The organism is Pelagibius litoralis (assembly GCF_011683915.1).
Taxonomy (GTDB): domain Bacteria; phylum Pseudomonadota; class Alphaproteobacteria; order Kiloniellales; family Kiloniellaceae; genus Pelagibius; species Pelagibius litoralis.
The window spans coordinates 71719-93649 of the sequence record NZ_JAAQPH010000015.1; the positions used below are offsets into that span (position 1 = coordinate 71719).

The following is a 21931-nucleotide window of genomic DNA, read 5'->3' on the forward strand; positions in this document are numbered from 1 at the left end:
CGATGATCCTTCTTGATAACCACAATCCTCTGTGCCAGGGGCGGGTGGTACAAGAAGGCGCAAGCGCTCAGCGGGGCCGGCGGAGCGTGCGTCTGCCGGTTCTCGCGCTGCACAGCTCGGCTTCCTCCGGCGGGCAGTGGAAGGCCTTGGGCGATTATCTCGCCTGGGAGCGAGAGGTTCTGACCCCCGATCTGCCGGGTTACGGCGAGGCGGCGGAGAGTTCGGTGCTGATGGCGCCGGCGGATCTGGCGCGGGAGGCGGACTGGCTGCTGCGGCATGCCGGCCTGCCGCCGGGGCCGTTTCATCTCGTCGGGCATTCCTATGGCGGTGCCGTTGCGCTGAAGCTTGCTTTGCTGGCCCCCCAGAGGATCAGCAGCTTGACCCTGATCGAGCCGGTCCTGTTCCATTTGCTCTCCACAGCCGGGAACCGGCGCGCGGGAAAGACGGAAACGACGCTTTACCGGCAGATTTTGGGGCTGCGCGATCGTGTCCGGGGTGCTGTCGCTGCCGGTTGGCCGGCACACGGCATGGAGGCTTTTGTTGACTTCTGGTCCGGCAAGGATGCCTGGCAGAGGTTGGCGCAGCCGAAGCGCCAGGCCCTGGCGCGGCAGGCCAAATCGGTTCTTCGGAACTTTGAGGCCGTGCTCGCCGAGGCCTGGCCGATCAAGGATGTCGCCGGCCTTGATCTGCCCCTGCAGACCATCTTCGGTGCGCGTTCACCTGAAGTAAGTCGGCGGTTGACCGAACTGCTGACGGACGTCACCGGCAGGGCAACGGGAACGCAGATCTTTACCGCTGGTCATATGGCACCGCTGACCCACTCCGCGACCGTCAATGCGGCAATCGTGCACCACATCGAGGTGGCGGAAGGCCGTCGCCGCCGACCGATTCCACTGCCGCCGGCCAGCCCCCTGGTTGCCTGAGTTCATTTCCGTTCTTTACCTGTTTTCAATTGAGATGTTTTCATTAGAGGATATGCGATCATGACCCCGACGAAACCTGAATCGCTGGCGCTGCACGCCGGCTATCGCGCCGACCCCACCACCAATGCGGTGGCGGTCCCGATCTATCAGACCACTTCCTATCAGTTCGAGGATTCGGCCCATGCGGCACGCCTCTTCGAGCTGTCCGAGATGGGCAACATCTATACGCGGGTGATGAACCCGACCAACGACATCTTCGAGCAGCGCATGGCCGCTGTCGAAGGCGGGGCGGCGGCGCTGGCCGTCAGTTCCGGCCAGGCGGCGACCACTCTTTCGATCCTCAACATCGCCGAGACCGGGGACAACATCGTTTCCTCGACCGACCTCTACGGCGGCACCTGGAACCTCTTCGCAAATACGCTGAAGACCATGGGTATCGAAGTGCGCTTCGTCGACCCGGCAGATCCGGAAAACTTCCGCCGCGCCAGTGACGCCCGCACCCGTGCTTTCTATGCCGAGACCCTGCCGAACCCGAAACTCCAGGTCTTTCCGATCCGTGAGGTCGCCGACATCGCCGAGGACATCGGCCTGCCGCTGATCATGGACAACACCGCCTCGCCGGTCATCTGCCGGCCCTTCGACCACGGCGCCCATATCATCGTGCATTCGGCCACCAAGTACATCGGCGGCCACGGCAACTCCATCGGCGGTGTGATCATCGACGGCGGCACCTTCGACTGGGAACAGCACGCCGAACGCTTTCCCATGCTGAACCAGCCGGACCCCAGCTACCACGGCGCGGTCTGGACCGTGGCGACGAAGGAACTGGGGCCGGTGGCCTATATCGTCAAGGCGCGCTGCACCCTGCTGCGGGATCTCGGCACGGCGCTCAGCCCCTTCAACACCTTCAACTTCATCCAGGGCCTGGAAACGCTTTCCTTACGCATGCGCGAACACTGCCGCAATGCCCAGGCGGTCGCCGACTACCTGTCCGGGGACAGCCGTGTGGCGAAGGTGATCTATCCCGGCATGACACCGGACGACCGGAGCGAACGGACCGAGAAATACCTGACCGAAGGCCGCGGCGGCCTGGTCGGCTTCGAGATCAAGGACGCCACGGAGGAAACCGGCGCCCGCTTCATCGATTCCCTGCAGATGATCTATCACGTCGCCAACATCGGCGACACGCGCACCCTGGCCATCCACCCGGCCAGCACCACCCACCAGCAGCTGAAGCCGGAAGAGCGGCTCGCCACCGGGGTCACGCCGGGCTACCTGCGCCTCTCCGTCGGCATCGAGCACATCGACGACATCCTGGCCGACCTTGACCAGGCCCTCAATGCAGCCGTTGCGGGTAAGGCCAAGGCAGCCTAGCCAATCTCGATAGCCTCTCTTGCCTTTTTGGGGCGGTTCCCAGCGCGGGAACCGCCCTTTTTTCTGCCGCCCTTGACGTTGGGCGTCCGGTCCTCAATCCTGGCGCGGGTTCGAACGAAGGCTTCGGTCGCAGGAGAGGGTGGCTATGCGTATTTCAGAGGAAACCAAGGGCGTCTGTGTCGTCGCGGCAGCGGGTCACCTTGGCAACGGCCTGCTTTTGCTGGGCCGGGCCGCATGAGCGACTTTGATCTGATCGTTCGGGGCGGAACCCTGGCCACGGCCAGCGAGACCTTCGCCGCCGATATCGGAGTGCGGAATGGATGTATCGCCGCTCTGGGGACCAATCTCGGCACGGCGGTGCGTGTCATCGATGCTGAGGGTTTGTTCGTTCTGCCCGGCGGGGTGGATGCCCATTGCCACGTGGAACAGGAGTCCTCGACGCGGATCTGGACGGCGGATGATTTCTACTCCGGCAGCGTTTCCGCCGCCTTCGGCGGCACCACCACCTTTCTGCCCTTTGCCGCCCAGCATCGCGGACAGTCGTTGCGCGATGTGGTGAAGGACGCCCAGGAACGCTGCGGCCCCAAAGCGGTGATCGACTATGCCTTTCATCTGATCATCTCCGATCCGACCGCCCAGATTCTGGGCCAGGAACTGCCGGCCCTCATCCAGGACGGCTACACCTCCTTCAAGGTCTACATGACCTACGACCAATTGAAGATCGACGACCGGCAGATTCTCGATGTGCTCTGCGTGGCGCGGGACTATGGCGCAACCACCATGATCCATGCGGAGAACAACGACGTTATCGGTTGGATCAGCGAGCGGCTGCTGGATCGCGGCTACGGCGCGCCGAAGTATCATGCCGTCAGCCATCCGCGTATCGCCGAGAGCGAAGCCACGAGCCGGGCGATCCAACTGGCGCGTCTGGTCGACAGCAAGCTGCTGATCGTTCATGTCTCGGCACCGGAAGCGGCGGAGGCGATCCTCGCGGCGCGGAACATGGGCCTCAAGATTTATGGCGAGACCTGCCCTCAATACCTTTTCCTCACGGCCGAGGATCTCGACCGTGACGGAATGGAAGGGGCGAAGTTCTGCTGTTCGCCGCCGCCGCGCGACGCGGCGGGGCAGGAGGCGATCTGGCGCGGCCTGAAGAACGATACCTTCCAGGTCTTCTCTTCCGATCATGCGCCCTACCGCATGGACGAGACCGGCAAGCTGAAGCACGGCGCCGGCGCCACCTTCAAGCAGATCGCCAACGGCGTGCCGGGGCTGGAACTGCGCCTGGCGCTGCTGTTTTCCGAGGGCGTCGGCAAGGGGCGGTTGACCCTGAACGAGTTCGTTGCGCTTACCGCGGCCAATCCGGCGAAGATCTACGGACTGCATCCGCGCAAGGGCAGCCTTGCCGTCGGCGCCGATGCCGATCTGGCGCTCTGGGACCCGAAATGGCAGAGAACCGTCACCTACGACATGCTTCACGACAATGCCGGCTACACGCCATACGAAGGCATGACGATCACCGGTTGGCCGCGGTTTGTGATTTCCCGCGGGCGCGTGGTGGTCGAGGATGAAGCGTTGCAGGTCGAACGCGGCTCCGGCAGCTATCTGCAGCGCAAGCCGGAGATTGTAGCGGACGGCCTTCGGGAGCCGGAACTGGACCCGGCGCGCAACTTCGGTGCGGGACTGCTGTGAAGTTTGGTGGGACAACAGGGGTGGATCTCATAAAGGAACCTGACCGTGTCAAAGAAACGGATCTTCGGCCTGCTGATGGTGTTCATCCTGCTCGCAGCAGGCTACGGTCTGGTGACCTCTTTTCCCGACCATTTTGATCTTCGGGGCCGCTACTTCACAGCGGAACCCGGGCTGCGGCAGATCGAAAACCTGTCCGCGGCGCAACCCCGCGTGCTGCTGCCGGAGCTTCTGGAGGACGATTGGCAAGGTGTTTGTTTCGTTCCGCCTTATTACGCCGTCCAGGACGATCCAAAGCTTGCAGGTGCAGATATACCCTGGACGTCGAACGATGGTCTCTACACCATCGCCCTTAGGCGTGGCGACGACTACGACTTGCACAAGATCAGCCGCGGCAAGGTGGTCGAGTTCCAATTGACGGGCATCGGTGAAAACGAGGCCTGTTATGACTCCACCGCGCTTGCCATCGAATACGTGGCAGGCAGCGGACCGATAAAACTTCGCGTCGTTCCACGGGAGTAGTGCAGATATGAGCCGACGCATCGTCATCGTGAACCCAAACTCGACCGCGGCGGTGACCCGGGGCATCAGCGAAGCGGTGGAACCGCTGCGCCGTCCGGACGGACCGGTAATCGACTGTATCACTCTGGCGGAAGGACCGCCGGGCATCGAGACCAAAGAGCACATCGACGCTGTGGTGCCGCCACTGTTGGGGCGGTTGAAACGCGAGGCTGCGGATGCTTCGGTGATCGCCTGTTTCAGCGACCCGGGTCTTAAGGCTGCAAGAGCTGCAAGCAAGCGCCCGGTTTTTGGTATCGGCGAGAGCGCTTTTCGCCGAGCTCTCTTACAGGGTAAGCGCTTCGGAATCCTGGCGATCCTGGAGGCTTCCACCCACCGTCACCGCCGCTACATCGCCGAGCTTGGCTTGACTCAGTCCTTCATCGGGAGCCGGCCCCTCGACCTCGGGGTGTTGGAACTGCAGGAACGGGAGCGCAGCTTCGCGCGGATGCTGGCGGTCGGCAGGGTGCTGCGGGACGAAGACCGGGCCGATGTCCTGGTGCTTGGTTGCGCCGGAATGACTGGCTATTGCATCGACCTGTCGGAAGCCCTCGGCCTGCCGGTTGTCGAACCCTGCCAGGCTGCTGCCGCCGAAGCCTTGGCGTCTCTGGGCTAGACTCTCGGGGCCGGTACAGTCCCCGCTTTCCACCGCTTCCTCATCACGAAAATAAACAAAAAGTAGAATGACGGCGTAGATATTCTATGTTGGACTGCCATTGAGGAATTCTCGGGGGAATGTCCATGATTTTGAACTCTCTTCGCTTGCCCTTTAGTGTGCTTGGCCTTGCGGTCTTGGTTTCGGGATGCAATTCCACCGCGCCTTTGGACCTGCCCGATATCGGCGAGGCGCCTAGCGTTTCGGAAGTGGGGTTGAACCTAACGCCGGAAGCGACTTTCGCGTTGACCAAGATCGTTGCCAACATCAAGCGAGGCGAGGTCATAGGGGCCTTCCCATCGCGTGGGCTGGATGTTGAGGGCTCGCTTTGCAATTACACAAGCCGCGGCAACGATGTCGTCACCTGGGGAAGTGGTCGTAGCCGCTATCTGGGCGACTGGAGTTCCGAGTTGGGTTCGATCTTCTATGAGATCATGACCTCCCATGGTTATAGCATTGCCGGTGATCCCACTGATCTGTTCAGTCAATCGCAGACAGTGAAGTCTTCGGAGTATGTCGTTGGTGGGCGGCTGCAGGCGATAAAGGGAAATTTCTGTCACCAGCACCACTGGTGGGATGGCCGTCCCCTCTATGAATACAGTGGCGATTTCTATGTCGAGGTCGAATGGTCGATCCTAAACACCCTGACACAGGATGTAGTCTACAAGGTGATGCATGCGGGCCGGTATAGACAAGAGAAGCCGGTCGACGACGGAATTGTCGTGATGATGAATGGCGCCTTTGCCGAATCAGCCGCAAGGCTCGCGGCCGCGCCGGACGTAAGCGCGCTTGCGAGTGGGCGCGCTATAACCCAGGTCGCAATCAACAAGTCGTCTGGAGCTTACGCCGTCACCAACGGGGAAAGGCCAGTCCGATTCGAGATCGACAACATGCGCGATGCTGTCGTGACCATCCGTGTTGGACAAGGGCACGGGTCAGGTTTTTTCATCGGCAGCGCGGGGCTGGTGCTGACCAACGCCCATGTCGTTGGCGAAGCCAATACCGTGCAAGTCAGGCTGGCCTCGGGGGTCGAACTGACAGGCCGTGTTGTTGAGAAGGACAAGTTTCACGATGTCGCTGTAATCGATACCGGAATCAGATTTTCCACGCCGCCGTATTTGGAGCGGATAATGCCTGAAGTCGCCACCGAGGTTTATGCAGTCGGCAGCCCGATAAAGGTGACATTGGAGTCCACGGTCACCCGTGGAATTGTGAGTGCGTTGCGAACCGACCCGGCCAGCGGCAGGCGCTTTATCCAGGCCGACGTGGCCATTTCTCCGGGCAACAGCGGTGGGCCGCTGTTTAATGCCAAGGGAGATATTATCGGGCTTTCGGCGCAGAAGTATTCCGGGCCCGGCGCGGAGGGACTGGGTCTTTTTATTCCCATTACCGATGCCTTGTCCGCCTTGGGAATAGCACTGGAATCGGGCGCATAGATGTCACGACAGCCAGCAGACGTCGCCGCAACCATGTCGAAGCTGTGCCAGCCAACCAGGGATTGGGATGGGAGGCCCCAACGCTGCGCTGCGGGTGGTGAAGACCTCGGCCACCGCCTTCACCGTGCAGATGCCGGCACGATGGGCGCTGAACCCCAGGACGAAAGCCAGGGGCAGGGCCAGGGCAAGAATCAGGGCAGGGGCAAGGTGGAGCATTTCAGACTGTCGGTTGAAACGGGGCTTTGAGGGTTTCGATGCCCGTTGGAGGGGAAAGGCTACACCGCCGGGCTGGATAACGAAAATCCGCTGCTGTCCGGACGCGCGTCCTGTGCTAAAACGTCATTCAACACTCCCAACACCCGAAATCCAGGATCAGGCGACATGAGCGAACGGCTTTGGAAGGTTTATCTCTCCGGCGAAATCCATAGCGACTGGCGCGAACAGATCGCCCAGGGTGTGGCTCAGGCTGGCTTGCCGGTGCGCCTCGATGCGCCGATTACCGTACATGAGGACAGCGACGACTGCGCGGCGGTGATTCTTGGTGAGGAAGACAAACCGTTCTGGCGCGACCAGAAAGGCTCACGCATGAATGCCATTCGTACCCGCACGCTGATCGGTGAGGCCGATGTCGTGGTGGTGCGTTTCGGCGACAAGTACAAGCAGTGGAACGCCGCTTTCGACGCCGGTACCGCAGCGGCCCTGGGCAAGGCCTTGATCACCCTGCACGACCCGGCCCTGACCCATGCCTTGAAAGAGGTCGACGGGGCGGCGCTGGCGGTCTGCGAGACGCCGCAGCAGGTGGTGCAGACCCTGGCCTATGTAATTCGCGGCGCACTGCCCGGCCGCAGCGGTAGCCTGGCAGCCGAATAAAGCAGTTTTAATGAATCAGCGAACCGCCGTTCACGTCGACCTCTGAGCCGGTGACGTAGGCCGAGAGATCGGAGGCGAGGAAGAGGCAGCAGCCCGCCACGTCCTCGGCCCGTCCTGCCCGGCCCATGGGGATGCCGTCCAGCACCATCTCGCGTTGTTCGGGTGTCAGCTTGCCGGCGGTAATGTCGGTGTCGATGAAACCGGGGCAGAGGGCGTTGGCGCGCACGTTATCTGGGGCCGCTTCGCGCGCCGTGGCCTTGGTCAGCCCCAGGATGCCCGCCTTGGCAGCGGCGTAGTGGGGGCCGCCGAAAATGCCGCCGCCGCGTTGGGCGGAAACCGACGACATATTGACGATGGAACCGCTGCGCTGCGCGCGCATCTGCGGCAGAACCGCCTGGGTCATGTTGAGGGTGCCGCGCAGACTGACGTCCAGGACGGCGTCATAGTTCTCCTGGCTGATCTCCATCAGCTTCAGCGGCTGGGTGATGCCGGCATTGTTCACCAGCACGTCGATCTGCCCGAAGACTTTCAGTACCTGTTCGGCCGCGGCCTTGCAGGCGGCGGGATCGACGACGTTGCAGGCCAGGCCGATGTGGCCTTTGCCCAGCTCTGCGGCAACGGTTTCGCTGGCAGCCTGATCAAGATCGAGGATTGCGACCCGGGCACCGTGTTCGGCAAAGAGCTTCGCGGTGGCTTTGCCGAGACCGCGGGCCGAGGCGGCACCGGTGACGATGGCGGTCTTGTTCTTCAACAGCATTCCGGGTTCCCCTTAGGCTTTGGCGTCCATGGTTTTCAATGCCGTACGCACCGTCTTGGCAACGCCCTCGCCGTCCAGGCCGTAGTGGGCGTAGAGATGGGTTGGCGGACCGAGGACGGAGTATTCGTCGGGCATGCCGATCTTGAAGAGGCGGCAGCCCAGCCCTTCCTCGGCGATCACGTCGGCGACCGCGCTGCCGAAGCCGGCGGTCACGTTGTGCTCTTCGGCAGAAACGACAAAGCCGTGATCGGCGGCAGCCTTGCGCACTGCGGCGCGGTCGATGGGTTCGATGGAATAGGCGTCGATCACCGTCAGCTCAATGCCCTCCTGCGCAAGGATCTCTGAGGCATCCAGAGAAGCCTTCACCAGGTTGCCGATGGCCATTACCGTCGCGTGGCGGCCTTCGCGCAGGGTGTTCGACCCGCCGATGCGCCAGTCCGGCGGGTTGTCGTAGACCACCGCCTCGCGGCCGCGCCCGCAACGGAAGTAAATCGGGCCGGGATGGTCCAGGGTGGACCGGATCGCTGCCTCGATGGCGTTACCGTCGCAGGGCGCCATAACGGTGAGGTTGGCGAGGGCGCGCAGGGCGCCGATGTCCTCGTTGCAGTGATGCGACGTCCCGTAGAAACCCATGGCAATGCCGGAGTGGGTACCGATCATCCGCACTTTCAGATTGGGGTAGCAGAGGTCGTTGCGGATGTTCTCGATGCCCATCAGGGCCAGGAAGAAGGAATAGTTGGAGATGAAGGGCAGGTCGCCCACCGTTGCCATGCCGGCGGCGGCGCTGATCATGTTGCGCTCGGCGATGCCGAAGTTGTAGAGCCGCCCGGGAAACTCTTTCCCGAAAGCATGCACCTGGGTTGGCCGGGTGAGGTCGGCGGAGCAGACCACGATGTCGTCGCGGCCGTTGCGTGCCAGATCGATGAGGACCTTGCCGGTGGTGAGTTGCTGCGACAGCGCGAGGGAAGCCGCCATGTCCCAGGTCGCTTCGTCCATCTCCGGCGTGACCCGGGAATCGCTGAGATCGACGGAGGCCTTCAGCTCCGCGGTCATATAGGGTGTGCTGGGACTGCTCATCCGATATCTCCCGCTGCGACCTCGGCATAGGCCTTGTCGAGGTCCTTGGGGCCGAGGAAGCCGATGTGGAACTGCCAGCCGCCCTCCATGAAGGAAACGCCCTTGCCGGCGATGGTGTAGGCCAGCACCAGGGTCGGCTTGCCGCTTGGCGCGTTGAGTGCGTGGTTCAGGGCAGAGAAGCAGGCGTCCAGGTCGTGGCCGTCTTCCAGCACCAGCACCTCCCAGCCGAAGGCTTCCCACTTTTCCTTCAGCGGTTCGGAACGCATGGTCTCCTGCGAAAACCCGTCGGAACCGGCGTCGTTGAAGTCGACGATGCCGACCAGGTTGTCGAGGCCCCAGTGCGCCGCCGCTTGCGCCGCCTCCCAGACCTGACCCTCGTTCTGCTCGCCGTCGCCCATCATGCAGATGACCCGGGCCGGCGATCCGCGCCGCCGCAGCGCCGAGGCCATGCCGACGGAGACCGAGAGGTTGTGACCGATGGAGCCGGAGGAAAAATCGACGCCCTTCACCTTGTTCATCACCGGATGGTCGCCGAGCGGCGAGCCGAGCTTGGTGTAGCCCTCCAGCTCTTCTTCCGGGAAGAAGCCGAGATCGGCCAGCACCGGGAACAGGCCGATGGCGGCATGACCCTTGCCCATGGTGAAACGGTCGCGGTCGGCCCAGCCCGGGTCGTCGGGCCTGGTGTGCATGAGCTGGTAGTAGAGCACATTCACCAACTCAGTCATGGAATAGGCTGAACCGTAGTGGCCGGAGCCGCAGATGTCGGTCATGCGCAGCACCGCGCGCCGGACCATGCGGCCCTTTTCCTTTAGCTCATCCTTGGAAACGTTGCGGACCTCGCGGCTCGGCATCGCCTTTTCCTCCCCTAGGCCCCCGTTTGCCGGGGTGATGGTTTTATCTCAAGACTGAGAGGAGCTTAGTGGATTGGCTGATAAGAGCAAAATGCTCAATCAAGTGGTCTGGTTGCCGACCCACTGCACCAGGTCCGCAACGAGATTGCGCAGGTTGGCGCGTAGAGGCTCGAAACCTTCGGTCGCGGTGATGGTCGCCTCATCCATATAGAGCGCGCGCTTCATCTCGATCTGCAGGGAGTTGCGGTTTTCCGACGGACGCCCATGCGTTTTCACGATCTCGGCGCCCTTGTAAGGGTCGTTTACGGCGACGCTGTAGCCGAAGCCACGCAAGCGCTCGGCCACGAAAGCGGTGAAGGCCGGATCGCAGCTCTGTCCCTCCAGGTCGCCCAATACCATGTCGGGCCGCTGCGCACCCGGGCCGTCCGGGGTAATGGCGGTGCCGACCGACTTCATGGAATGGACGTTCAAATGCCAGACGGCGCCATGGCGGACATGGATCCGGTCCAGTTTTTCTTGTAAGGCGCGGCGATAGGGTTTCCAGCAGCGCTCGATCCGCGCCTGCAGGGCAGCAACGGAAAGGGGGGCGTCGAGCAATGGCTCGCCGTCGCCGGTCCTGGCGCGGAACAGGCCGATGCCGAGCGCGGTCTTGGGTCCCGGGTTGAGCGGTTTCGGCCAGGGGCCGTCAAGCAGGGCGGGGTCGACATCGTCCAGGCGGCGGTTGGGGTCGATGTAGGCGCGGGGAAAGCGGGCCGTGAGCAGGCTGGCGCCGGCTGCCGGGGCATCGGCGAAAAGCACGTCGACCTGCCAGTCCTCGGCACCGCGCAGAACGGTTCCGGGCACCGCGGTGGAAAAATCGCCGGGGTAGACGCGCCCGGAGTGCGGCGAATCGATGAGCAGCGGCGTCGGCTTTGCGCCCTCAAAAAAATCGAAGGCATCCAGGTCGAATGGCTGGCGCGTCTCTTCGAAGCCGAGGTCAGCCGTCATTGAGGTGGCAGGCCGACCAGCGTCCAGGACCGATTTCCTTCAGTGCCGGGCGTTCGGCAGCGCAGCGCGCTGTGGCGAAGGGGCAGCGCGGGTGGAAATGGCAGCCCGTCGGTGGGTCAAGGGGAGAGGGGATTTCGCCCTTCACCGGCGTGTAGGCGCGCTTGCGCAGATCGATGCGCGGCACCTCTGACAGCAGCGCCTGGGTATAGGGGTGGTTGGGTTGATCGAACAGGTCGTCGGTGGAGGAGACCTCGACGATACGCCCGAGGTACATGATGACGATCCTGTCGGAGATGTGCTCGACCACCGAGAGATCGTGGCTGATGAAGAGGTAGGTGAGGTCCAGGTCCTGGCGCAGGTCCATGAAGAGATTGATGACCTGGGCCTGTATGGAAACGTCCAGCGCGGCGATCGCCTCGTCGCAGACCAGGAAGCGCGGCTTCACCGCCAGGGCGCGGGCGATGCCGATGCGCTGGCGCTGGCCGCCGGAGAATTGATGCGGGTAGCGGCGCCGGAAGTCCGCTTCAAGGCCGACCCGCTGCATGACCTCGGCGACATAGTCGTCCATGTCCTTGGCGCTGACGATGCCGTGCACCTTCGGCGCTTCGCCGATGATATCCAGCACGCGCATGCGCGGATCGAGTGAGGCGAAGGGGTCCTGGAAGATCATCTGCACGGCCAAAGCCGTCTCCCGTGAAACCGCTTTGCCGTCCCGCCAGATCGGCTGGCCATCGAAATAGAGGTTGCCCTCGCTCGGCGGCAGGATACCGGCCACCATGCGCCCGAAGGTCGACTTGCCGCAGCCGGACTCGCCGACCATGCCCAGCACTTCGCCCTCAGCAATGGTCAGGCTGACGCCGTCGACGGCATGGACGGTTTCTTCGCGGATCGAGGAGCCAAGGCGCTGGGCGATCTTGCCTGCCAGGTCGAGGTGCTTGACGAAGCGTTTGCTCACCCTGTCGGCAGAGAGGATGGGCGCCTTTTCCGTTTTGAGGGCCGCATCGCTCATGCCGCTGTCCCGTCGGTTTGCTGCGCGACCAGAGGCCTGACACAGCGCACCAGCCGCCCGTCTCGGGTGCGGTTTTCCGGCGGTTCCACATCGCAGGTGCCGTCGGCTTGCGGGCAGCGGCTGCGAAAGGCGCAGCCATCGGGCAGGTTCAGCAGCGAGGGCGTCATGCCGGGAATCTGGAACAGCCGCTGGCCGCGCTGGTTGCGCCCGGGGACCGAGCCGATAAGGCCGGCAGTGTAGGGATGGGCCGGGGCGTCCAGCACCCGCTCTACGGAGCCTTGCTCGACAATCCGCCCGGCATACATGACCGATATCTGATCGGCCAGGCCGGCGACCACCGCCAGGTCGTGGGTGATCCAGATCATCGCCGTGCCGGTGTCGCGGCAGAGGTTCTGCGCTTCATAGAGGATCTGGCCCTGGATGGTGACGTCCAGTGCTGTCGTCGGCTCGTCGGCGATGATCAAATCGGGTTCGTTCAGAAAGGCGATGGCGATGGCGACGCGCTGGCGCATGCCGCCGGAGAATTGATGCGGGTAGGAAACAAGACGTTCGTCCGGCGCGGCGATGCCGACCTTCACCAGGGCTTCGCGGCAGATCTCCAGCGCCCGCTCCCGCGAAATATCGCGGTGGGCCAGCACCGCCTCGACCATCTGCGTATCGATGCGCAGCACCGGGTTCAGGGTCATCATCGGGTCCTGGAAGATCATCGCGATCTTGGAGCCGCGCAGCTTGCGCAGTTCGTCTTCGCGCAGCTTCACCAGATCGCGGCCCTGGAACAGGATCTCTCCCTCGACGATGCGGCCGGGCGCATCGACCAGCCCCAGGACCGAAAAGCCGGTGATCGACTTGCCGCTGCCGGACTCGCCGACCAGCCCCAGTACCTCGCCCGGCGCCACGTCGAAACTGATGCCGTTGACCGCCTTCACCACGCCCTCGCGGGTGAAGAAGTGGGTCTTCAGCCCTCTTACCGAAAGCGTCGGTTGTCCGCCGTCACTGGTCATCGCCTGAGCCTTGGGTTCAGGACATCGCGCAACTGGTCGCCGACCAGATTGATGGCGATGATGGTGACCAAAAGGGCGATACCGGGGAAGAAGGAGACCCAGTACTTGCCGGAGAGCATGTAGCCGTAGCCGTTGGCAATCAGCAGACCCAACGAAGGTTCGGTGATCGGCACGCCGACACCCAGGAAGCTAAGGGTCGCCTCAAGCGCGATGGCGTTGGCGACCTGCACCGTGGCCACCACGATCAGCGGCGGCAGGCAGTTGGGCAGCAGGTGGTTGAAGACGATACGGCGGTGAGAGAGGGCCAGGCAGGTGGCGGCTTCGATATATTCCTTGCGCCGCTCCACCAGGGCCGTGCCGCGCACCGTGCGCGCGTAGTAGGCCCACTGGATCGCGACCAGAGCGATAATCACCTTGTCGACGCCCTTGCCCAGGGCGGCCAGCAGGATCAGTGCGATGAGGATCGTCGGGAAGGAGAGCTGCAGGTCGACGATCCGCATGATGACGGTGTCGACCCTGCCGCCGAAGTAGGCGGCGAGCACACCCAGCGACACGCCGATGCCGAGCGCGATCGCCACGCTTATGGCGCCGACCCCCAGGCTCATGCGCAGGCCGAAGATGATGGCGGAGAGCATGTCGCGGCCCTGCTCGTCGGTGCCGAGCCAGAATGTCTTGCTGCCGTCGAAAGTCGTGCCGCCCGGGGGCAGCATGCCGTCCATAATGTCGAGCTGCACCAGGTCGTAGGGGTTCTGCGGCGTGATGAAATTGGCGAAGGTCGCCAGCAGCGCCAAGATCAGAACCAGCAGCAGAGAGGCGACGGCAACGGGGCTGCGGGCGAACTCGGCGGCGAAGCGGGCGGCCGGTGTGCCGCGCCAGTGGCCGGGCCGCAAGACCTCGACTTCGGCCAGAACGCCGGTGGGCTTGGCGGCTTCGGTCATGCCTTTGCCTCCGAAAGACGCACCCGGGGATCAAGCAGGCAATAGAGCATGTCGACTACCAGGTTGATGACGATGAACATGAAGACCGTCAGCATCAGGTAGGCGACGACGACGGGGCGGTCGAGGGCCTGGATCGAGTCGATCAGCAACTTGCCCATGCCGGGCCAGGCGAAGACGGTCTCGGTCACGACGGCAAAGGCGATCATGCTGCCCAGTTCCAGGCCCAGGATGGTGACCACGGGGATCATGATGTTCTTGGCGATATGCACGAGCACGATGCGGCGCTCCGACAGGCCCTTGGCGCGGGCGAATTTCACGTAGTCCTGCAACGCGGCTTCCCGGGTCCCGGCGCGCGCCAGCCGTATCACCAGAGATGTCTTGAAGAGTGCCAGGTTGATGGCCGGCAGCAGCATGTGGGAGAGGCCGTCGGCGGTAAGGAAAGAGACCGGTATGCCCAGCAGGTCCACCGTCTCTCCTCGGCCGCCTGAGGGCAGGAAGCCGCGGAGAATGACCGAGAAGACGAAGATCAGCATCATGCCCTGCCAGAAGTTCGGCAGGCTGAAACCCATGATCGACCCGGTCATGATGGTCTTGCCGGCGATGGAATTGGGCTTCAGGCCGGCGATCATGCCCAGCGGCACGCCCAGGAAAACGGCAAAGACAAGGGCGAGAAAAGCCAGCTCCAGTGTTGCCGGCAGCTTGGAGAGAATAAGCTCCGCGGCCGGCGTGGCATAGACGAAGCTGTTGCCGAGATCGCCTTGCAGGGCGTTGGAGACGAAGATGAAGAACTGTTCCCAGAGCGGCTTGTCCAGGCCGAGGCGGGCAATGGCCGCCTCCATCTCCGCCTGGTCCGCGTCGGGCGCGATCATCATGTCGATCGGGCTGCCGATCGCATAGACACCGATGAAGACCAGCACCGCCATGGCGGCGATGACAAGGAGGCTCTGGCCCAGACGGCGAAGGAAATAGACGAGCATCGGCGAAGCCCTGTGCTGACGCTGCCGGATGGTTGTTTCAGGCGCCGGCTTGGATCAGCTCTCGTGAAAGCAATCCGGAAGGGGCGGGACCCTGAGATCCCGCCCCGTTCGGTTTCCTGCGACCGTCAGTTCGCCGGCGTCACGCCTGTGGCGATGGTGTACTGATCGGTGCGCGGCGTATAGCTGAGCCCCTTGCGGTAGGCCCAGGGCGTCACCTCGTAGTGCAGCGGCAGGATGGCATAGTTCTTCATCGCCACCTGGCTCGCCTCACGCAGGATTGCCTCTCGCTTGTCGTCGTCAACCGTGGCCAGCGCCTTTTCGATCATCGCATCAAGCTCGGGGTTCGAGTAGCGGCCCCGGTTGGTGCCGCCCATACCCTTTTCCTTGTCGCGGGTGGCGACCAGCGCGCGCAGCGGCGAAGACATTTCACCGGTGCCCGAGCCCCAGCCCGCCATGTAGAGACTGAACTCGTACTTGTTGCGGCGGGCGAAGAAGGTGCTCTTGGTCATGGCATCGACTTCGGTGGTGATGCCGACGCGGGCCAGCATCTGGGCCACCGCCTGGGCGATCTGGGCATCGTTGATATAGCGGTCGTTGGGCGAGCCCAGGACCAGCTTGAAGCCATCGCCATAACCGGCATCGGCCAGCAGCTTCTTGGCGCCGTCCGGATCATAGCCGTCATGCTCGGCGCCCGGCGTGGACCCGAACATGCCCTGCGGCAGCAGTTCGCCGGCCGGCACGGCGACGCCGCCCATGATGCGGGCCACGATGGCTTCACGGTTGATCGCCTTGGACACGGCCTCACGCACGCGCATGTCCTTGAAGGGGTTCTTGCCACCGGTGCCGTCGATGCCCGGTGTCGGCTCCTGCTCATGGTCGAAGTGCAGGTAGATGACGCGGTTCGACAGACCCTGGGCCACTTCGAAGCCTTCGCTCTTGATGCGCTCGAGGTCCTGAAGCGGCGGCTTGTCGATCATGTCGACGTCACCGGCCAGCAGGGCGGCGACGCGCGGCCCGTTGCTGGTAATCGGGCGGAAGGTGACGGTCTGCCAGGCCGGCTTGTCGCCCCAGTAGCTCTCGTTGCGCTCCAGCACGATCTTCTCGCCGCGGGTGAACTCCTTGAACTTGAAGGGGCCGGTGCCGTTCGCCTTGGAGCCGTCGTTGAAGGCCTGGGTCTTCGGGAAATCTCCGGTGCCGCTGCAACCGTCGCGGCTGAAGGTGATGTCGCCGGCGACCCCGTTGGCAGTGGCGGAAAGCACGCCCCAGGTCGATACCTCGACCGGCAGCAGCGGATAGGGCTTGTCGGTCTTTACGATCAGGGTGTGGTCGTCTTTGACCTCCAGGCCGGCAATGGCCTTGGTGTAGACCGTGAAGGAGGAGGGGCTGTCTTCCACTGCAGGGATGCGGCAGACGGTGTAGACGACATCCCTGGCGGTGAAGGGCGAGCCGTCATGGAAAGTAACGCCCTGACGCAGTGTGAACTCCCAGGTGGTGTCGTCGGTCGGCTTCCAGGAGGTCGCCAGACCCGGCTTCAATTGCTGCGACTCGTCCTGAAGGACCATCGAGTCGTACATGTGCCGTCGCATGGCGTTGTTGGGTCCGAGATTGTGGAAGTGCGGATCCAGTGCTGAAGGCTCCGACGACAGACCGATTTTCAGTTCCTGTGCGGCGACCGGCGAGGCCATGACGGCCGCCAGCGAAACCGCGCACATGAAAGTGCTCTTTCGCATGAGTTCGTTCCCCAAAAGACGTTGCCGCAGACGCTGTCAAAACTATCGAACGTCAAACGGCGGCGTTGTGCCTGTTCCTGTTATCCGTACTGCCAAGCGGCGCACGGTGCTTCATTCTGATTCCGTCCTGCCCTGCCAAACCGCATCCTGCGATGCGCCCTGGCTCGACGGCGGAACCTTGTCAGGTATAATGGGAGTGTCTATCGTCACTGTCAAAGTGAAATCGGCTGCATCGGATGCATGATGATCTGCGAGAGAAAGCCTGTTGATTTAGCCGATTTATCCATAACATCATGTTATGGATGCCATGCTTGATTCGCAAACAACGGGCGATGGTAAGGGCCATCCGACCCCGCGCATGATGGAGGCTTTTCATGCGGTGTTGGAGGCCGGATCGGTCACTGCCGCCGCAAAGCAGCTCGGCGTTTCACAACCGGCGGTAAGCCGCCTGCTGAAACAGTTCGAGGGTGAACTGGGGGTTCCGCTGTTTCACCGGGCAAAGGGCAAGCTGACACCGACGCCCGAGGCCCATCGCCTCTCCGTCGAGGTGGGCCGCGCGCTGGATGGTATTGAGCGGGTGCGCCGCTCCGCCGAGGATGTTCGCCGCCACGGTGTTGGGCGGCTCCGCGTCGGGGTCACGCCGATGCTCTACGATGGCGTGCTGCACGGCCTGATCGGCGATTTCTTGGCGGCACAGCCTCATTTGGTGCTGACCCTGGAAAGCGGCCTCACCGACATGATGATCGACTGGCTGCTGCGCGATCAGGTGGAACTGGCCTTTGCGTCTTTGCTGGATACCCACCCCGGTGTCGATACCGTCCCGCTGATTGAAACCCACAGTGTAGTGGTGCTGCCGCCGGACCATCCGCTGGCGGCCAAGCGGGCGATCGGCGCCGAGGATCTGGCCGATGTGCCGCTGATCACCATGACCCGCCGCTATTCCTCGCGCCACCGCGTCGAGCAGATGTTCCGCCGGGCCGGGGTGCCGATGCGCCTGCGTGCGGAAACCAACCTGTCCGGGACGATCTGCGATCTGGTGCGCATGGGGCAGGGGGTTGCGATCCTGAATGCGTTGACCTGGGGCGGCGCCGGGCCCGGCCATCTGGTGGCGCGGCCGCTGAGCCCGCGCCTGATCAATCGCTATGGCGTCCTGCATCTGGCGGATCGCGGCTTTTCCCGCGCGGCCCGCCAGCTGATCGCCGCAGTCCGGGTTCATCTGGCCAGGACCAAGCCCGATCTCTATCTGGGCGAGTGAGGGTTCGACGATGCTGCAGGAAACCACAAAAACGTTCCGCGTTGCGGTTGGTGGCTTCGCCTTGGAATCGGTTTCCTTCCTGCCCCAAGAAACCGGGGTCGAAGCCTTTGAACGCGAGGCCCGGCGGGGCGCCGATCTGATCGAAGCGCTGGGCGGCACCGCCACGGTGGCGGGCGGCTTCCTGGCGCTCTTGGCCGAGGCGGGTGCCGAAGCGGTTCCCCTGGTCTACAGCGACTGTTCCGCCGCCGGCCCGGCCAGCGATGCGGCCTTCGAAGAGTTCGGCGATGAGATCTTGCGGGGGTTGAGCGCGGCTGAGCCTCTGGACGGGGTCTTGCTCTTCCTGCATGGCGCCATGACGACGCCCGCCCGCACGGACCCGGAGGGCGACCTGCTGCAATCCGTCAGAGCTCTGCTCGGCCCCTCTCTGCCAATCATGGTCGCCTTCGATCTTCACGCCAACCTTTCGCCGCGCACGGCGGAGCTTTGCGACGCACTCTTCGGATTTCATTTCTCACCCCATATCGACATGGCGGAAACCGGCAAACGGGCGGCGCGCTGCCTGATGGCCAGACTGAAGGGCGAAGAGGACCCGCAGTTGGCTATGGTCAAGGTGCCGATGATGCTGCCCAGCATCTTCACGGCCACGGCGCTCGCGCCGCTGTCGGATATTGTTGCCGAATCCCTGTCGCTGCCGCAGCGGGTGCCGGGGGTGATCGACGCCTCGGTCTTCTGCGGCTTTGCCTATGCCGACACGCCGGACATCGGTTTCTCCGTCGCGGTGGTTGCCGATGGAGATCAGGCTTTGGCGGCTCAGGAAGCGGCAAGGCTGGCCGAACTGACCTGGCAAAGCCGGGATGCGCTGTTGCACGATGAACTGGTGTTGGGCCTTGAGGACGGCCTGGTCGAGGCCCGGCGAATTGCCGTGCGGAGCGACCGGCCGGTGGTGGTGCTCGAACACGCCGACCGGCTGAACGATTCCACCTGGTGTCTGCGTTCCCTGATCGACGGTCCGTCCGGTATGGCGGTCCATTGTCCCTACCTCTGGGACCCGGACTCCGCCGCCGCTGCAGTGGCGGCCGGGGCCGGCGCCAGGCTCAACCTGGCTCTCGGCGGCAGGTCATCGGAGCGCGCCGGCGGTTCCATCGCCGTTGAAGCCGAGGTACTCTGGGCCGGGCAAAAGGTTTTCACCGGCAGCGGCCCGATGCGCAGGGGGCGCCGCATAAACCTCGGGCCCGCCGCCCTGCTGCGCATCGGCGACGTAACCGTCAGCGTGATCTCGAATTCGACCACGGCCATCGATCTCGACGCGCTGGAACAGTTCGGCGTCGACTTCACGGCGCAGGACATTCTGTTGCTGCGCTCCAAGACGCATTTCCGTGCCGTCTTCGAACCTCTGGCGGTGGCCATTGTGATCGTCGATACGCCGGACTGGGGCACGGCCGATCTTGCCCGGTTGCCCTACCGTCATGCACCGGCCGGCCTCTTTCCTCTCGACCGCGCGGCGCAGAAGAGCCGATCGCGGGCAGAAACCAGAACTCAAGAAAAACAGGCTCAGTAGGGAGACGATTGATGACCGACGACAGCTACCCCATCGAACTCGACCAACCCGACATCACGCCTTACAAGGCGGGAAACACGGGCATCGACTACATCACCCGTTTCGACGCGGCCGAAGCGGGCCCTCATGTGATGATCACCGCGGTGGTCCACGGCAACGAGGTCTGCGGTGCCATCGCGCTGGACTGGCTGTTCCGCAAGGGGGTGCAGCCGCTGAAGGGCTCGCTTTCCCTGGGTTTCATGAATATTGAGGCCTATCACAGCTTCGATCCGGCCGATCCCTCAGCCTCGCGTTTCGTCGATGAGGATTTCAACAGGCTTTGGTCCGCCCGGACGCTCGACGACCCGGCCCGCGATTCCGTCGAACTGCGCCGCGCCCGGACGGTACGGCCCTATATGGATGGTGTCGACGTCCTGCTGGATGTTCATTCCATGCAGCACAAGACGCCGCCGCTGATGATGGCCGGTCCCCTGCCCAAGGGGCGGGCGCTGGCCCGCGAAGTCGGCCTGCCGGAATTGGTGGTGACCGACGGCGGCCATGCCGCCGGCAAGCGGTTGCGCGACTACGAAGGCTTTTCCGATCCCGACAGCCCCAAGAATGCCGTACTGATGGAATGCGGCCAGCACTGGGAAGCCGCGGCCGGGCCGCTGGCGATCCACACCGCTTTGCGGTTTTTGCTGGCCAAGGGCGTGATCGCAGCGGACTGGGCGGCAGAGGAACTGGCTGGCGTCGCACTGCCGCAGCAGCGCTTCATCGAAGTGACCGGCCCGGTCACCATCGAGAGCGAGGACTTCCGTTTCGCCGAAGACTACCGCGGCCTCGAAGTGATCCCGAAGGCCGGCAGCGTCATCGCCTATGACGGCGGCAAGGCGGTGACCACACCCTACGACGGCTGCGTGCTGATCATGCCGTCGCGGCGCCTCAATCCCGGCGCCTCTGCTGTCAGGCTCGGCCGCTACCTGGAAGCCGGCTAGAGCAGATCCGGGTTGGACGGAATCGCTGAAAGCGACCCATCAATCCGGTGAATCTGCTCTAACTGTTTGATGTCGATCGGATTCACATGTTTTGTCGAAACCACGAAGTGGTTCCGTCAAAACATGATCCGATCTAGAGGGTCGCCAACAACGTGTCGCAGACCCGCGCCACAGTTGCTTCGTCCAGATAGCCGTGCATGGGCAGGGCGAGGACTTCTTCGGCGACTTTTTCAGAAGTCGGCAGTGAGCCGGAACCCGCGCCGAAGCCTGCGTAGGCGGCATGCAGATGCAGCGGCTTTCGATAATAGACAGCACAGGCGATGCCGGCCTCCGTTAGCGCTTGTTGCAGGATATCGCGCAGTGGTGAGCGTATGGCGTAGACCGCCCAGGCCGAATGGTCTTCGGTTTCCAGCAGCGGGGTTCGTAGCTTGGCCGAGAGCCGCGTGTCGTACCATCTTGCCGCCTGTCTCCGCGCCCGCAATTCGTCTTCGAAGGCTTCCATCTTGGCAAGCAGGACAGCAGCCTGAAGGCTGTCCAGGCGGCTGTTCAACCCAACCTGCCTGGCTTCGCCGGTGTGGTCGAAGCCATGGCCTCGCAGTCGACGGCAGGCCTCGGCTATCGCCAGGTCTCCGGTCAGGATGGCGCCGCCGTCACCGAAGCAGCCCAGAGGTTTTGAGGGATAGAAGCTGATGGTTGTTGCGGGCGCCAGCGTTCCCACGCGGCCCAGAGTTTTGGTGGCGCCCTGCGGGGTCGCCTGTGTGGCACCGAAACTCTGGGCCGCGTCGGCCAGGACCAACAGACCCTCGGCCTTCGCCAAACCAAGGATCGTCGGATAGTCGGCGGGTCGGCCGAAGAGGTCGACCGGAATGATCGCGCGCGGCCTGAGGCCGCCGGCTTTTCTCACACCGGCAATTTGCTCTTCCAGCTGTACTGGATCCATGGTCAGTCGGTCGTCGTCGATATCGACGAAAACCGGTGTGGCTCCGCTCATCACGACCGCGCCTGCCGTGGCGGCGAAGGTGAAGGCCGGTACGAAAACCGCATCGCCGCGCCCGACGCCCATCGCCATCAAGGCAAGTTGCAAGGCGTCGGTGCCGTTGGCGACGGTGATCGCGGCGCCGGCACCGGAAAAATCCGTAAGCTTGGCCTCAAGCTCGGTTACCGGGGCGCCGAGGATAAAATCGCCCCGCGCCATCACCGCCTCCATACCTGCCCGGATCCGGTTGCCTAGCGCGGCGCGCTGCTTCTGGAGATCGACCAGGGGTATCGGCGGGGAAGCCGATTGCTTCGCTGCTGCCACCATCGAACAAGC

The 21931-nt window shown here is 63.5% G+C and carries 21 protein-coding genes; 10 read left to right on the forward strand and 11 right to left on the reverse strand.

Annotated features, from left to right (window positions below; all coding sequences use genetic code 11):
• Nucleotides 1-2: 2 nt before the first annotated feature.
• The 6 genes from HBA54_RS18695 to HBA54_RS18720 all read left to right on the forward strand — a co-directional run bounded on the left by HBA54_RS18695 (nt 3) and on the right by HBA54_RS18720 (nt 6635).
• Complete coding sequence (locus HBA54_RS18695) at nt 3-923, forward strand: alpha/beta fold hydrolase (RefSeq protein WP_167227428.1); 921 nt, start codon at nt 3-5, stop codon at nt 921-923.
• A 60-nt stretch (nt 924-983) separates the two neighbouring features.
• Nucleotides 984-2297: an O-acetylhomoserine aminocarboxypropyltransferase/cysteine synthase family protein gene (locus HBA54_RS18700; protein WP_167227430.1), complete on the forward strand. Its 1314-nt coding sequence runs from the start codon at nt 984-986 to the stop codon at nt 2295-2297.
• A 234-nt stretch (nt 2298-2531) separates the two neighbouring features.
• On the forward strand, nt 2532-3989 hold the full coding sequence (hydA, locus tag HBA54_RS18705) for a dihydropyrimidinase (protein WP_167227432.1): 1458 nt from the start codon (nt 2532-2534) through the stop codon (nt 3987-3989).
• Between the two features lie 45 nt (nt 3990-4034).
• On the forward strand, nt 4035-4508 hold the full coding sequence (locus tag HBA54_RS18710) for a hypothetical protein (protein WP_167227435.1): 474 nt from the start codon (nt 4035-4037) through the stop codon (nt 4506-4508).
• A gap of 7 nt (nt 4509-4515) precedes the next feature.
• Nucleotides 4516-5160 (forward strand): aspartate/glutamate racemase family protein, encoded by a 645-nt coding sequence (locus HBA54_RS18715; RefSeq protein WP_167227436.1) that lies wholly within the window; start codon nt 4516-4518, stop codon nt 5158-5160.
• 119 nt (nt 5161-5279) lie between these two features.
• Nucleotides 5280-6635, forward strand: a complete 1356-nt coding sequence (locus tag HBA54_RS18720; RefSeq protein ID WP_167227438.1) for a S1C family serine protease — start codon at nt 5280-5282, stop codon at nt 6633-6635.
• Nucleotides 6636-6638: 3 nt separating this feature from the next.
• On the opposite strand, the gene HBA54_RS18725 is transcribed toward HBA54_RS18720, so the two are convergent.
• Nucleotides 6639-6851, reverse strand: a complete 213-nt coding sequence (locus HBA54_RS18725) for a hypothetical protein (RefSeq protein WP_167227440.1) — start codon at nt 6849-6851, stop codon at nt 6639-6641.
• A gap of 165 nt (nt 6852-7016) precedes the next feature.
• On the opposite strand from HBA54_RS18725, the gene HBA54_RS18730 reads away from it, so the two are divergent.
• Nucleotides 7017-7505, forward strand: coding sequence for a YtoQ family protein (locus HBA54_RS18730; protein WP_167227442.1), 489 nt, complete (start codon nt 7017-7019; stop codon nt 7503-7505).
• A gap of 7 nt (nt 7506-7512) precedes the next feature.
• Here HBA54_RS18730 and HBA54_RS18735 read toward each other — a convergent pair whose 3' ends face one another.
• The 9 genes from HBA54_RS18735 to HBA54_RS18775 all read right to left on the reverse strand — a co-directional run bounded on the left by HBA54_RS18735 (nt 7513) and on the right by HBA54_RS18775 (nt 16832).
• Entirely contained in the window at nt 7513-8262 is a 750-nt protein-coding gene (locus HBA54_RS18735) for an SDR family NAD(P)-dependent oxidoreductase (protein ID WP_167227444.1), read from the reverse strand.
• Nucleotides 8263-8274: 12 nt separating this feature from the next.
• Nucleotides 8275-9339, reverse strand: a complete 1065-nt coding sequence (locus HBA54_RS18740) for a transketolase family protein (RefSeq protein WP_167227447.1) — start codon at nt 9337-9339, stop codon at nt 8275-8277.
• Nucleotides 9336-10190 carry a transketolase gene (locus HBA54_RS18745; RefSeq protein ID WP_167227449.1) on the reverse strand — a complete coding sequence of 285 codons (855 nt, stop codon included), beginning with the start codon at nt 10188-10190 and terminating at the stop codon, nt 9336-9338. The genes HBA54_RS18740 and HBA54_RS18745 overlap by 4 nt, the downstream gene beginning before the upstream one ends.
• A 99-nt stretch (nt 10191-10289) precedes the next feature.
• Nucleotides 10290-11177 (reverse strand): N-formylglutamate amidohydrolase, encoded by an 888-nt coding sequence (locus HBA54_RS18750; RefSeq protein WP_167227451.1) that lies wholly within the window; start codon nt 11175-11177, stop codon nt 10290-10292.
• On the reverse strand, nt 11167-12186 hold the full coding sequence (locus tag HBA54_RS18755) for an ABC transporter ATP-binding protein (protein ID WP_167227453.1): 1020 nt from the start codon (nt 12184-12186) through the stop codon (nt 11167-11169). The genes HBA54_RS18750 and HBA54_RS18755 overlap by 11 nt, the downstream gene beginning before the upstream one ends.
• Nucleotides 12183-13187, reverse strand: a complete 1005-nt coding sequence (locus HBA54_RS18760; RefSeq protein ID WP_167227455.1) for an ABC transporter ATP-binding protein — start codon at nt 13185-13187, stop codon at nt 12183-12185. Before HBA54_RS18760 ends, HBA54_RS18755 begins: the two co-directional genes overlap by 4 nt.
• Nucleotides 13184-14125 (reverse strand): ABC transporter permease, encoded by a 942-nt coding sequence (locus HBA54_RS18765; RefSeq protein ID WP_167227457.1) that lies wholly within the window; start codon nt 14123-14125, stop codon nt 13184-13186. The genes HBA54_RS18760 and HBA54_RS18765 overlap by 4 nt, the downstream gene beginning before the upstream one ends.
• The gene (locus tag HBA54_RS18770) at nt 14122-15102 is read right to left on the reverse strand and encodes an ABC transporter permease (RefSeq protein WP_167227459.1); all 981 of its coding nucleotides are present in this window, start codon (nt 15100-15102) and stop codon (nt 14122-14124) included. The genes HBA54_RS18765 and HBA54_RS18770 overlap by 4 nt, the downstream gene beginning before the upstream one ends.
• 125 nt (nt 15103-15227) lie before the next feature.
• Nucleotides 15228-16832 (reverse strand): ABC transporter substrate-binding protein, encoded by a 1605-nt coding sequence (locus HBA54_RS18775; RefSeq protein ID WP_167227461.1) that lies wholly within the window; start codon nt 16830-16832, stop codon nt 15228-15230.
• Between the two features lie 307 nt (nt 16833-17139).
• On the opposite strand from HBA54_RS18775, the gene HBA54_RS18780 reads away from it, so the two are divergent.
• Genes HBA54_RS18780 through HBA54_RS18790 form a run of 3 tightly spaced genes read left to right on the forward strand, consistent with a single transcriptional unit; the run spans nt 17140 to nt 20619 of the window.
• A complete protein-coding gene (locus tag HBA54_RS18780) occupies nt 17140-18087 on the forward strand; it encodes a LysR substrate-binding domain-containing protein (RefSeq protein WP_167227463.1) in 948 nt (315 codons plus the stop codon).
• Between the two features lie 10 nt (nt 18088-18097).
• Nucleotides 18098-19645, forward strand: a complete 1548-nt coding sequence (locus HBA54_RS18785) for a M81 family metallopeptidase (protein WP_167227465.1) — start codon at nt 18098-18100, stop codon at nt 19643-19645.
• 11 nt (nt 19646-19656) lie between these two features.
• The gene (locus HBA54_RS18790) at nt 19657-20619 is read left to right on the forward strand and encodes a M14 family metallopeptidase (RefSeq protein WP_167227467.1); all 963 of its coding nucleotides are present in this window, start codon (nt 19657-19659) and stop codon (nt 20617-20619) included.
• Between the two features lie 133 nt (nt 20620-20752).
• Here HBA54_RS18790 and HBA54_RS18795 read toward each other — a convergent pair whose 3' ends face one another.
• On the reverse strand, nt 20753-21922 hold the full coding sequence (locus tag HBA54_RS18795) for a DegT/DnrJ/EryC1/StrS family aminotransferase (protein ID WP_167227469.1): 1170 nt from the start codon (nt 21920-21922) through the stop codon (nt 20753-20755).
• Nucleotides 21923-21931 lie beyond the last annotated feature (9 nt).

Coding starts and splice junctions, on each gene's coding strand:
- HBA54_RS18740 (WP_167227447.1), bottom strand. CDS start 9,339: ATGAGCAGTCCCAGCACACCCTATATGACCGCGGAGCTGAAGGCCTCC.
- HBA54_RS18695 (WP_167227428.1), top strand. CDS start 3: ATGATCCTTCTTGATAACCACAATCCTCTGTGCCAGGGGCGGGTGGTA.
- HBA54_RS18780 (WP_167227463.1), top strand. CDS start 17,140: ATGCTTGATTCGCAAACAACGGGCGATGGTAAGGGCCATCCGACCCCG.
- HBA54_RS18720 (WP_167227438.1), top strand. CDS start 5,280: ATGTCCATGATTTTGAACTCTCTTCGCTTGCCCTTTAGTGTGCTTGGC.
- HBA54_RS18785 (WP_167227465.1), top strand. CDS start 18,098: ATGCTGCAGGAAACCACAAAAACGTTCCGCGTTGCGGTTGGTGGCTTC.
- HBA54_RS18730 (WP_167227442.1), top strand. CDS start 7,017: ATGAGCGAACGGCTTTGGAAGGTTTATCTCTCCGGCGAAATCCATAGC.
- HBA54_RS18700 (WP_167227430.1), top strand. CDS start 984: ATGACCCCGACGAAACCTGAATCGCTGGCGCTGCACGCCGGCTATCGC.
- HBA54_RS18715 (WP_167227436.1), top strand. CDS start 4,516: ATGAGCCGACGCATCGTCATCGTGAACCCAAACTCGACCGCGGCGGTG.
- HBA54_RS18750 (WP_167227451.1), bottom strand. CDS start 11,177: ATGACGGCTGACCTCGGCTTCGAAGAGACGCGCCAGCCATTCGACCTG.
- HBA54_RS18735 (WP_167227444.1), bottom strand. CDS start 8,262: ATGCTGTTGAAGAACAAGACCGCCATCGTCACCGGTGCCGCCTCGGCC.
- HBA54_RS18765 (WP_167227457.1), bottom strand. CDS start 14,125: ATGACCGAAGCCGCCAAGCCCACCGGCGTTCTGGCCGAAGTCGAGGTC.
- HBA54_RS18790 (WP_167227467.1), top strand. CDS start 19,657: ATGACCGACGACAGCTACCCCATCGAACTCGACCAACCCGACATCACG.
- HBA54_RS18775 (WP_167227461.1), bottom strand. CDS start 16,832: ATGCGAAAGAGCACTTTCATGTGCGCGGTTTCGCTGGCGGCCGTCATG.
- hydA (WP_167227432.1), top strand. CDS start 2,532: ATGAGCGACTTTGATCTGATCGTTCGGGGCGGAACCCTGGCCACGGCC.
- HBA54_RS18795 (WP_167227469.1), bottom strand. CDS start 21,922: ATGGTGGCAGCAGCGAAGCAATCGGCTTCCCCGCCGATACCCCTGGTC.
- HBA54_RS18755 (WP_167227453.1), bottom strand. CDS start 12,186: ATGAGCGATGCGGCCCTCAAAACGGAAAAGGCGCCCATCCTCTCTGCC.
- HBA54_RS18760 (WP_167227455.1), bottom strand. CDS start 13,187: ATGACCAGTGACGGCGGACAACCGACGCTTTCGGTAAGAGGGCTGAAG.
- HBA54_RS18770 (WP_167227459.1), bottom strand. CDS start 15,102: ATGCTCGTCTATTTCCTTCGCCGTCTGGGCCAGAGCCTCCTTGTCATC.
- HBA54_RS18745 (WP_167227449.1), bottom strand. CDS start 10,190: ATGCCGAGCCGCGAGGTCCGCAACGTTTCCAAGGATGAGCTAAAGGAA.
- HBA54_RS18725 (WP_167227440.1), bottom strand. CDS start 6,851: ATGCTCCACCTTGCCCCTGCCCTGATTCTTGCCCTGGCCCTGCCCCTG.